Annotated in this window: 10 protein-coding genes; 1 reads left to right on the top strand and 9 read right to left on the bottom strand. The window is 63.6% G+C overall.

Features of this window, described 5'->3' with window-relative positions; genetic code table 11:
- The 3 genes from EN932_RS17940 to EN932_RS17930 all read right to left on the bottom strand — a co-directional run.
- A partial coding sequence (locus EN932_RS17940; protein WP_164890523.1) for a sugar ABC transporter permease occupies positions 1-835 on the bottom strand: 835 nt, incomplete at its 3' end.
- Positions 832-1,692 (bottom strand): carbohydrate ABC transporter permease, encoded by an 861-nt coding sequence (locus EN932_RS17935; protein ID WP_024501565.1) that lies wholly within the window; start codon positions 1,690-1,692, stop codon positions 832-834. The genes EN932_RS17940 and EN932_RS17935, both read right to left, overlap by 4 nt.
- Positions 1,693-1,773: 81 nt before the next feature.
- Positions 1,774-3,387: an extracellular solute-binding protein gene (locus tag EN932_RS17930; RefSeq protein WP_127370032.1), complete on the bottom strand. Its 1,614-nt coding sequence runs from the start codon at positions 3,385-3,387 to the stop codon at positions 1,774-1,776.
- 336 nt (positions 3,388-3,723) lie between these two features.
- Here EN932_RS17930 and EN932_RS17925 point away from each other — a divergent pair, with 336 nt between their 5' ends.
- On the top strand, positions 3,724-4,752 hold the full coding sequence (locus EN932_RS17925) for a LacI family DNA-binding transcriptional regulator (RefSeq protein ID WP_024501567.1): 1,029 nt from the start codon (positions 3,724-3,726) through the stop codon (positions 4,750-4,752).
- 57 nt (positions 4,753-4,809) lie between these two features.
- Here the strand turns inward: EN932_RS17925 and EN932_RS17920 are convergent, their stop codons facing one another.
- The 6 genes from EN932_RS17920 to EN932_RS17895 form a co-directional block, all read right to left on the bottom strand.
- Positions 4,810-5,829 carry an aliphatic sulfonate ABC transporter substrate-binding protein gene (locus EN932_RS17920; protein ID WP_127384738.1) on the bottom strand — a complete coding sequence of 340 codons (1,020 nt, stop codon included), beginning with the start codon at positions 5,827-5,829 and terminating at the stop codon, positions 4,810-4,812.
- A gap of 35 nt (positions 5,830-5,864) precedes the next feature.
- A complete protein-coding gene (locus tag EN932_RS17915; protein ID WP_127366722.1) occupies positions 5,865-6,761 on the bottom strand; it encodes an ABC transporter permease in 897 nt (298 codons plus the stop codon).
- Between the two features lie 12 nt (positions 6,762-6,773).
- Positions 6,774-7,634, bottom strand: a complete 861-nt coding sequence (locus EN932_RS17910; RefSeq protein WP_164890522.1) for an ABC transporter ATP-binding protein — start codon at positions 7,632-7,634, stop codon at positions 6,774-6,776.
- Between the two features lie 142 nt (positions 7,635-7,776).
- Positions 7,777-8,790, bottom strand: coding sequence for an ABC transporter substrate-binding protein (locus EN932_RS17905; RefSeq protein ID WP_027163344.1), 1,014 nt, complete (start codon positions 8,788-8,790; stop codon positions 7,777-7,779).
- A gap of 176 nt (positions 8,791-8,966) precedes the next feature.
- Positions 8,967-9,746: a 4-hydroxy-tetrahydrodipicolinate reductase gene (gene dapB / locus EN932_RS17900; protein ID WP_127384687.1), complete on the bottom strand. Its 780-nt coding sequence runs from the start codon at positions 9,744-9,746 to the stop codon at positions 8,967-8,969.
- 17 nt (positions 9,747-9,763) lie between these two features.
- Positions 9,764-11,121, bottom strand: a 1,358-nt coding sequence (locus tag EN932_RS17895; RefSeq protein WP_164890521.1) for an ATP-dependent helicase, incomplete at its 5' end; no start/stop codon positions are given.

Genomic DNA, 11,121 nt, shown 5'->3' with positions numbered 1-11,121 from the left:
GCTTGTAGATGTAGACCGAGATGGTTTCGGTAGCGACGCCTGGACCGCCGCCGGTCATGATGTAGAGCGTGTCGAAGATCTTGAAGTTCTCGATCACCCGGATCGCCAACGCGATGATGATGATCGTCTTCATCTTCGGCAGCACGATGGTGACGAAGCGCTGCCACGGATTGGCGCCGAGCAGCGTCGCCGCCTTGATCTGGTCCTCCGGCACGCCGACCAGGCCGGCAAGCAGGATAAGGAACATCAGCGGCGTCCATTGCCAGATGTCGGCGACCATCACCGCAATCAGCGCCAGAGTCGGATCCGACAGCCAGGCGATGGTGACGGGAGATCCGGTGAGCGCCGACAAGATGTCGTTCACCGGGCCGCCCGACTGGAACAGCATGAAGAACATGTAGCCGGCCACGGCAGGCACCACCATCATCGGCATCAGCAGGATCGAATAGAAGACGCGCTTGCCCGGGAAATCGTCGGCAAACAGTGTCGCCAGCGCCAGCCCAAGCAGGAATTCCGCCGGCACGCAGACGATCATGACGATGGCCGTACGCTTCAGCGCGCTCCAGAAGCGCGCGTCGGCGGCGAGATCGGTGTAGTTGGCAAAGCTGTTCCACATCGACCAGGCGTTCCACCAGCCGGTGCCCGACAGGGGCGACCAGTCGGTGACGCTGATGTAGAGCTGCATCAACAGCGGGAAGGCCGAGATGAACAGCACCAGGATCTGCGCAGGCAATGTCAGCCGGAAACCCAGCCTTGCGCCCTCATCGCGCGAAACCGGCTTTGCTCCGACGGCTTTCACCTCATCCTTGGAAGTCATGACAGTCACCGCGCTCATTGCTTGAGCGCCCCGAATGTCAACCCGCGCACCAGATGGCGTTGGATGGCGATGCCCATGATGACCGGCGGCACGGCCGCGATCAGGCCAAGCGCCGCCTTGGCGCCATAGAGCTGCCCGGTCATCGAGGAGGATAGCGAGGCCATGTAGACCGGGATGGTCACCCATTCGCGCGTCGTCAGAAGCAGCGCGATCAGATAGTCCGACCAGTTGAGGATGAAGACGAAGAGCGCGGCACTGGCCAGCGGCGCGCGCATCATCGGCAGCGTGATGCGGGTGAAGACGCGCAGCCGCGAACAGCCCTCGACAAGCGCTGCCTCCTCGATCTCGCGCGGCATGTCGTCGAAGAAGGTCTTCATCAGCCAGAAGGCGAACGGCAAGGTGACGATGCCGTAGATCAGCGCCAGGCCCCACCAGCTGTCGGTGAAGTTGAGGAAAGCCCACATGATCATCACCGGGATCATGACCGCCATCGGGGGAAAAATCCTGAGCTGGATCAGCGCCAGCGGCAGGTTCTGGCCGGAGCCGAAACGCGACAGCCCATAAGCCGCGGCAGTGCCCGCCGACATGGCGATCACCGTGCCGAAAACCGCCGACAGCAGCGATGCGAGGATCGGCTTCAGCGCGGTACGGTCGAGCGCGACGATCAAATTGTTGGTTGACTCGCCGAAGACGAAACGAAAATTGCTGAGCGTCGGGTTCTTCGGCCACCAGGTCAGGTCGGCGCCGGTCGCCGACCATTCGGCGATCGGCTTGAACGCCATCGATACCATCCACAGGATCGGCACCAGCGTCACCGCCATGGCCGCGAAGATCGCGGCATAGCGGAATATCAGGAAAGGAACGGAACGCTTCATCTGGCGGCTTTGCTGGTGGCGTTGTGGGCGGAGGGGAAAAGCAGGCTCCTCCCCTCCTTCGATGTGATCCAGGGAGATGGATCAGACGATCGGGTCGAGAACTGTCGGCCAGGCCTCCTTGTTGGTCTTGATGGCTTCGAGCAGTTTGTCCTCGCCGGTGCGCCGCACGATCTTCTTCCACTCCGCCTCCGTATCGGCCATCGCCTGCTCCGATGTCTTGGCCTTGGTCAGCGCCGCCATGAGGTTCTCGTCGAGCGCATTGTGGAAGGCTGTCGCGCCGGGATAGTTGATGGTCGGCACGGTGCGCGCCACCGTCTCGCGCACAACGTCCATGTGGTAGGCATGATAGGTCTGGCGCACCAGCGGATCGGAGAAGTCCGAAAGCCGGAACGGGTCCAGATAACCGCCGGGGTTGGCACTCATCCAGGCGTAGATACGGGCCGAGCCCAGCCATTGCAGCAGGAGATAGGCAACCTCCTGGTTCTTCGACTGCGACGAGACCATGCCGGTCAGCGAGAACCACAGCACGGAGCGGCTGATCAGCTTGCCGTCGATCTCGCGGCCTGGCGGCAGCATCGAGCCGATCTTGCCGGTGACGGCCGAATCCTTGTTGCCGGCATTGTCGAGGAATTTCGGCAGGTTGGAGAAGGCGCAGGTCATCGCCGCACCACCCTTGGCGAAGTTGCCGTATTGCTCCGGCCAGCCCCAGGAGATCGCATCCGGCGAATGATGTGCGAGCGAAGCGACATATTCGTTGGTGGCGGCAATGCCTTGCTCGGAATTGATCATCGGCTTGCCGTCATCGCCAAACAGGAATTGGTTGGGCGAAGCCATCGAGACATAGCGCTGGTACCAGTTGGTGTAGCCCCAACCCTGGTTGCGCAGGTCGGTCGAGCCGAACAGGCCCTTGTCCGGTCGCTGGAAGAAGGCGGCGATGTCGCCATGCTGCTTCCAGGTCTTCGGCGGCGCCAGATCGTAGCCGTATTTGTCCTTGAAGGCCTTCTTCTCGGCTTCGTCGCCGAACAAATCGGTGCGGTAGACCCAGGTCTGGAAGTCGCCGTCCAGCGACACGCCATAGTTGGAGCCGCGGTATTTGTTGAGCAGCGACACGCCCTTGGCGCCGTTGACATAGCCGCTGACGGGATCGTCCCATTCGGGCTTGTGCTGCGCGACAAAGTCATCGAGCTTGGCGATGCCGCCGGTTTCGGCGAGGTCGCCGAGGCGGTTCCATTCGGTCGAATAGATGTCGTAGGCCCCACCCTTGGTGGAGATGTCCTGCATCGTCTTGGTGAATTCCTGGCCGTTCGGCAAACCGATGATTTCGATCGCGATGCCGGTTTCCTTTTCCCACAGCTCCTTGATCGACGGCGCACCGGCCGGGAACGGCTGCGTGAGCTGGCCGATCGAGCCGTCGGACAGGCCGAGCACGATCTTGGCCGGCGCCTTGCCGGCGCCCTTCAGCGCCTTGGCCGCCTCGATGGCGCGGCTTTCCGGCGTGTCGGCGCCATACTGGTAGCGCTCGGCTCCATCGAAGCCCGTCGGGCCGCCGATCATGCCTGGCGCCAGCGCGTCGGCCGCATAGGCGCGGCCGGGACGAATGAATTGAGGTGCGATACCAGCGGCGGCCATGATCACAGCCGCCTTTCCTCCGGATGCCAGCAGCCGGCGCCGCGAGATGCGGATCAAGTCAGACATTGAAACTCCTCCCTCAGGGCCACGTTTCCTCCACGGCCCTTATGAGGGATATTGACGGCAGCACGGCAAGGCTGTCAACATCATAAATAATCAAAACACCTCACAACATCGCAATAGGGCAAGGAAATGCACAAAAACGGGATCCATGCATCATGCCGGGTGCTTCAGTTTGAGGGCACACGACCCTTCCCGGCCCTGCGCAGCCCTGCCGGACCATTTGATTTAGCGCGGCGGCTTGCGCATAGGCTAAGGGCGGATACATCATTTCCCATCAGAATCGCCGATGGCGGGGAAGCCGTCACCAGCCGATCTGACGCATGCAGGAGATGAAAGACGGTGCGTTCCACCCTGACTGACATAGCCCGGGAAGCCGGCGTCTCGGCCGCCACCGTCGACCGCGTGCTCAACAACCGACCCGGCGTGCGGGCGCGCACGCGCGAAATCGTGCTCGAAATGGCGCAGCGCCTCGGCTACATCGCCGAAGGCCCGAACGGCGCGCCGCCACGGCCCTCGCCTGGCGAGGTCATCCGACTCGACTTCGCGCTGCCGGCCGGCACCAATTCCTTCATCAAGATGCTGCACCGGCACATCGAGGCACAGGCTCTGGCGCGGCCCGACCTCGATGTCCATATCGCCACCATCGAGGGCTTCAATCCTGACCGGCTCGCCCGCCTGCTGCAGGACCTGCGCGGACAGACGCAAGGCGTCGGCGTTATAGCGCTCGACCATCCGACGGTGCGCGAAGCGATCCGATCCCTGTCGGCCAACGATATCAAGGTGGTGACCATCGCCTCCGACATCCTGCATGTGCCCAGGGTCGCCTATATCGGCATCGACAACCGCGCCGCCGGGCGGCTGGCCGGCTATCTGCTCAACCGCTTCATGGGATCGGGGCATCCGGGCAAGGTGGCGCTGTTCGCCGGCTCGCTGTCCTATCGCGGCCACGAAGAACGCGAGATGGGGTTCCGCCACGTCCTGACCGAGGAATCACCCAACCTGCAGATCGTCGAGATGCGCGAAATGCTCGACGACCGCGAGAAGGCCTATTCGGAGGCATCGGCCCTGCTGGAACGGCACCCCGACCTTGCCGCGATCTACAATGTCGGCGCCGGCAACACCGGCATCGCCCGCGCGCTCAAGGAGCACGGCCGCGCCCAGTCCATGGTCTTCCTCGGCCACGAGGTGACGGACGGCACCAAAGACCTTCTGCTCGACGGCACGCTCGACGCGGTCATCGACCAGAACCCGCGCGTCGAAGCCCGCGAAGCGCTCAACACTTTGACCCATGCGGTCCGGGGATTGCCCTATGAACTGCACCAGCCAAGGCTGCAGGTGATCTTCAAGGAGAACATCCCTGAGATTTGACGGACCAGACGAACGGGGCAGCGCAGTAACGCGCCCGCCCCGCTCGATGCTTCCAGTCTATTGGACGGCAGCGACTTCAGCCGCGGCGCCATCGACAAAGCTCTTGTCGACCCATTTGCCGTAGTCGATCGAGCCCTTCAGGAGCCCGGCGCTGGCCATGAATTTCTCCTCGCCCTGCAAGGCGGCGATCGCGTCGTCGGTGAGTTTCGGATCCTGGTGGAACACCCCGTCGGCATAGGTCTTGCGGACGGATTTTTCCGACGACTTGGTCGCCTCCACAAACGTCTTGATCGTCTCGTCCGGATGAGCGTCGGCCCAACGCGAAATCTCGATGTCGATCTTCAGCAGCCGCTTGACCAGATCGGGATATTTCGCCGCGAAGGCGCCGTTGACCGAGATGACGTTCGGCACGTTCCATTCCGGATGGGTGCTGGTGTCGAACAGCACCCGCGCCTCGCCGGTGTCGACCAGCTTGGCCGCCGTCGAATCCGTCTCGACAATGGCGTCGATATCGCCGCGCAGCAGCGCCGGGCCGGATGCCTCGAAAGGCAGGTTCAGACCTTCGACGTCATTGGTGGTCAGGCCGACGCTGTTCAGTGCCTTGCTGAAGTTCGAATGCCGCACCGTTCCGGTGAGATAGGCGACCTTCTTGCCCCTGAGATCCTGCAGCGTCTTCAACGGCGAGTCGGTTTTGACGACGATGTAGGAACCGCCGGCCTTCACATAGCTCGACAGGCCGATCAGCTTGACGTCGGCGCCGGACGCAGCAACGCGCAGCGCCGGATTGTTGCCGGTATAGGTGAACTCGATGGCGCCGGTCGCCAATGCCGTCGTGGCTTCCGAGCCGCCGTTGAAGGTCACCAGTTCGACCTTGATGCCGTCCTTGGCGAATTCCTTGTCCCACCAGCCGTCCTTCTGGGCGAGGACGAATTTGAGGTGCCCCGGCGCCGTGCTGCCGATGCGGATGATGTCAGGCTTGTCCTGTGCGAAGGCAGGCATGCCGCCAAGGCCGATGACGACGGCAATGGCGCCCTTCAGCAGCAGCCGGCGAATTGCGTCGAATGGAATGTTGGGCATGGGAAAATCCTTCCTGTTTGGAATGATGGGGCCGCTTAAATGAGCGAGGTCTCGGACTGGCCCTTCCAGGCTGTTGCCCAGCGCTCGAACCAGACGAGCAGGTAATTGACGGTCAGGCCGATGACGGTCAGCGTCAGGATGCCGGCGTACATGTCGGCCGTTTCCATCATCAGCTGCGAATTCTGGATGAGGAAACCGAGGCCGGATTTGGCCGCCAGCATCTCGGCGCCGATGACCGCGAACAGCGAGGATTTCACCGCCAGCCGAGCGCCGGCGACGATCGAGGGAATGCTGGCCGGCAGGATGACTTTCCGGAAAAGGTCGAAGTCGGACGTGCCCATCGAGCGCGCAGCCTTGATGAGCAGCGGATCGACCGACTTGACGCCACTGATCGTGTTGACGAGGAGAAAGAAAACCGAGGAGTAGAAGGTGATCGCGACCTTCGATTCCTCGCCGATGCCGAGCAGCAGGATGAACACCGGCAGAAGCGCGAATTGCGAGGTGTTGCGCAGCGTCTGCACCAAAAGGTCGGAAACCTTCTCGAACAGCGAATAGCGCCCCATCAACAGACCGAGCGGGATGGCCACCACCACGCCGAGTGCGAAGCCGATCGCGGCACGCTGCAGGCTTATGCCGATATGCTCGATCAGCACGCCCGAAGCGAGCAGCGCCCACCAGGCGACCAGCACCTCGCTCAGCGGCGGAAAGAAGATGCGGTTCAGCCAGCCGAGCCGGGGCGCGATCTCCCACAGCAGGAAGAACAGGCCGAGCAGCGGCAAGCCATAGAGGAATGTGCCGTGGCTCGCTTTCTTGCTCCGGATCTTGGCGTTGGCCTTGATGGCGGGGACCCTGGCGGCGGCTACCGTTTCGCCAGCGCCGGCAAACAGGTGGAGCGCTCCAGCGGAGCCAAACTTCTCGGTCAGATAGGCCATGGGTCCAGTTCCTCAGTGACTGAAGGCTGGCGACAGAGTCCAGTCCTTCTGCGCCTTGTTGACCTCGTCGCGCAGCACGTCCCAGACGCGAGCGCGATATAGATTGAATTCGGCGCTGGCGCGGATGTCGCCGTCGCGCGGCCGTGGCAGGTCGATATCGATGATCTCCTTCACCGCGCCCGGCCGCGCCGTCATCACCACCACCCGGTCGGCGAGGAAGATCGCCTCGTCGATCGAGTGGGTGACGAAAATGACAGTCGTGTTGATCTTGCCCCAGATCCGCAGCAGCTCGCCTTGCAGAAGCTCGCGCGTCTGCTGGTCGAGCGCCGCGAACGGCTCATCCATCAGCAACACTTCCGGGTTGCTGGCCAGCGCACGCGCGATCGCCACACGCTGCTGCATGCCGCCGGACAGCTGGTTGGGAAAACGGTCCTCGAAGCCGGCAAGGCCGAACAGCGACAACAGATGGCGGGCCGTCGCCGTGCGCTCAGCCTTGGCCACGCCGCGCACTTCCAGCGCATATTCGATGTTGGCGAGCGCCGTGCGCCAGGGAAACAGCGCATCCGCCTGGAAGACAAAGCCGATGTCCCGGCTGATATCGGTGACCGGCGTGCCCATGACGCGGACATTGCCGGTCGTCGGCCGCAACAGGCCGGTGACCAGGTTGAGCGTCGTCGACTTGCCGCAGCCGGTCGGCCCGACGACGCAGGCGAACTCGCCGCGCGCCACGGTCATCGTGAAATCGCGGATCGCCGTCATCATGTGCCCGTCGGGCGTGACGAAACGCAAGGTCACATCATCGATGGCGATCGCGGCGTCGGCTTGTGGCGCGGCCTGAGACAGCTTCTCGGCCGCCATGGGTTGCACTTGCATGGCGCACTCCTGTCGCAATGGGGCAAGGGAGCCCGCGGCAGTGCCACGGATCTCCAGGTGTTCGGGAGGCCGCGCCGCTGCCTTCTTGATTCAAGCAGCCGGCGCAAGTCCTTGTTATTCAACGAGTGGTAGGCTGGCGCCGCTATTTGGCAGCGTCGACGAATTCGGTCGTGTAGGTCTTCGACAGGTCGATCTGCTTGCCTTGCAGGCTCTTCGAGAATGTCGAGAGAACCTTGAGCACGGTCGGCGGACCATCGGCCGGCATGCGGCCATCCGGCGTGAACATCGCCTTGCCGCCGGCCAGCCCCTGCACGTAAAGGTCCCGGTTGCCGGCATAATAATCCTTCGGCATCTTGTCGGCGATCTCTTCGGCCGAATGCGTGGCGATGAATTTCATCGTCTTGACGAAGGCATTGGCGAGCTTCTGTGCCTCATCCTTGTGGCCTTCCAGCCAGGAGGACTGGACATAGAAGGACGCCGCCGGATAGTCGCCGCCCAGCGCTTCCTTGGTCTTTTCAGGCGTGCGCATGTCGACCAGGATGCTTGCCTCGCCGGTCTTGAGCAGTTTGGCGATGGTCGGCTCGGTGGTCATGCCGGCCTGGATCTGGTCCTGCTTGACGGCGGCGATGAAGGTGTTGCCGGCGCCGACCGGCAGCAGCGTGTAGTCGCCGGGCTTCAGGCCGCTGCGCACGGCAAGATACTGGGTCAGGAAATCGGTCGAGGAGCCGAGACCGGTGACGCCGAGCGTGGCGCCCTTGAAATCGGCGGGCGACTTGATCTCCGGGTGCTTGGCGGAGACCAGCTCGACCTCACCGGGCGCTTGGCTGAACTGGACGATCGACTGGATGTATTTGCCCTTCGACTGCAGGTCGACGGTGTGATCGTAGAAGCCGACAACGCCTTGGACGGCACCGGCCAGCAGTTCATTTTCGGCCTCGACCCCGGCGCGCGAGTTGAGCAGTTCGACATCGAGCCCCTGGTCCTTGAAGTAGCCGAGCTGCTGGGTGAGCACGGCAGGCAGATAGATCTGCTTTTCCATGCCGCCGACGATGATGGTGATTTTGTCGGCAGCCGAAGCCACCGTGGCGCTTGTGGCTGCAATAGCAAGGGTTAGCGCCGCTGTGCGCAGGGCGCACTTCGAGATGAAACCGGTCACGAAACTTCCTCCACTTGGGCGGCGCGCCATCCCGGCTGCGCCGCATTCCTCCTTACCGGCCGCTCCCGCACCGGTCACACGGCGAACGCCGTAATGACTTCATGGCACGCCCAAGCTTTCAGCTGGCTTTCAGTCGTTTTAACGGCCGTTGAAATGGAATCCGTTGTGGCTGCCGGTCACGGAGCGCCGAAACCGAGAACGTCGCGCATGTCGTATTCGCCGGGCGGGCGTCCCTCGAGCCAGAGCGCGGCGGCAATGGCGCCGCGGGCGAACATGACGCGGTCGCCGGCCGCATGCGACAAGGTCACAAGCTCGCCTTCGGCACAGAAGCTCACGCTGTGTTCGCCGATGATGCTGCCGCCACGCAGCACCGCAAAGCCGATCTCACCGGGAGGCCGCGCGCCAATGGCGCCATCGCGTGCACGCCTTGCGACCGTCTCCAGATCGATGCCGCGTCCGCCGGCTGCGGCATGCCCCAGCATCAACGCCGTTCCCGATGGCGCATCGACCTTGTGGCGATGATGCGCCTCGACAATCTCCACGTCCCAGTCATCGGGGTCGAGTGCCCGCGCCGCCTGCTCGACCAGTCCGACCAGCATGTTGAGCCCGAGTGAAAAGCTGCCGGAGCGCACGATGGCAATCGTTTTCGCGGCGTCGGCGATCGCAGCCGATTGAGAAGCATCGAAGCCCGTAGAGCCTATGACCAGGGCCGGCCCGCCGCGCTCGGCGCAAATCCTGGCCAGGTCGACCGAGGCAGCCGGCGTGGTGAAGTCGATGACCACGTCGGCCACTGCAAGCGCCTCGCCGCGGCTCACCAGCCCTTCGCCGACACTGCCCGGCCGGTGAAAGCGGGCGGCGAGCGCCAGCCGCGCGTCGCCCTGCACGGCGTCCGCCATCTGACGGCCCATGCGGCCCAGCGCACCCGCGAGGGCTATCCTGACCGGTGGTTTCGACATGGAGCGCTATCCCGCGGCTATTTCCACATGCCGCGCATGCGCGCGCCGATGTCGACGCGCACCTCCGGCCGGGCTGCCCTGCCCTGTGCTGCCTGTGCGCTCGGCCACGACACCTGCTGGAATGCGGCAAGGATCGAAGCCGGGATGAAACGGGTGCGCGAGGCATAGAGATGGCGGTCGCCGCGCGCCGCCTGGCCATGTGGAAAGAAACGCTGCGGCATGACCAGGTTGAGATTGTCCTTGGCCCGCGTCATTGCCACGTAGAGCAGCCGGCGCTCCTCCTCGATGTCTTCCTTGGTGCCGACGCCGAGATCGGCCGGGATGCAGCCGTCGACCGTGTTGAGCACGAAGACATTCTTCCATTCCTGGCCCTTGGCCGAATGGATGGTCGACAGGATGAGATAGTCCTCGTCGCGATGCGGCGGCCCAGCCTGGTCGCTGGTGGCGTCCGGCGGATCGAGCGTCAGTTCGGTCAGGAAGCGCTCGCGCGAGGCATAGCCCGAGCCGATCTGCTCAAGTTGCAACAGGTCGGCCCGGCGCGTCGTCGCGTCCTCGTGGATGCGTTCCAGATGCGGCTCGTACCACAGCCTGATCTGTTCGAGGTCGGCCGGCCATCTGGCGCCGGCGCGCAGGCCGGAATAGAGCGAGACGAAGCCAGGCCAGTCATCGGCAGCGCGTTGCGGCGGACGCCAGCCGGCCAACCCCATGGCCTCGTCCAGCGCCGTCGTCATGGTCTCGACGATCTGCGCGGCGGCCGAAGGGCCGATGCCAGGCAAGAGTTGCAATACGCGAAAACCGGCGACACGGTCGCGCGGATTTTCGGCAAAGCGCAGCACCGCCAGCACATCCTTGACATGGGCGGCATCGAGAAACTTCAGGCCGCCGAATTTGACGAAGGGAATGTTGCGCCGCGTCAGTTCGATCTCCAGCGGCCCGCTGTGATGCGAGGCGCGAAACAGCACCGCCTGGGACTTCAGCGCTGTGCCCGCCTCGCGCTCGGCCAGGATCGCGTCGCAGACGAAATTGGCCTGCTCGACTTCGTCGCGCACGGTCACCAGTTTTGGCCTGTCGCTGGATTTGCGCTCCGACCACAGGTTTTTGGTGAAGCGCTCCGAGGCTTCGCCGATCACCGCATTGGCGGCAGCAAGGATGGTCTCGGTCGAGCGGTAATTGCGCTCCAGCATCACCACGTCGGCGGCTTGCGCGAACTGATTGGGGAAGTCGAGGATGTTGCGAACCTCGGCGGCGCGGAACGAATAGATCGATTGCGCATCGTCGCCGACCACCGTCAGCCCGGCGCCGTCGGGTTTCAGCGCCATGAGGATCGAAGCCTGCAGGCGATTTGTGTCCTGGTATTCGTCGACCAGCACATGGT

It is taken from the genome of Mesorhizobium sp. M7A.F.Ca.US.002.01.1.1 (assembly GCF_004022955.1).
Lineage (GTDB): Bacteria > Pseudomonadota > Alphaproteobacteria > Rhizobiales > Rhizobiaceae > Mesorhizobium > Mesorhizobium ciceri.
Note: the sequence above shows the minus strand (reverse complement) of the source record. Positions and strands in the feature narration are given on the sequence as shown.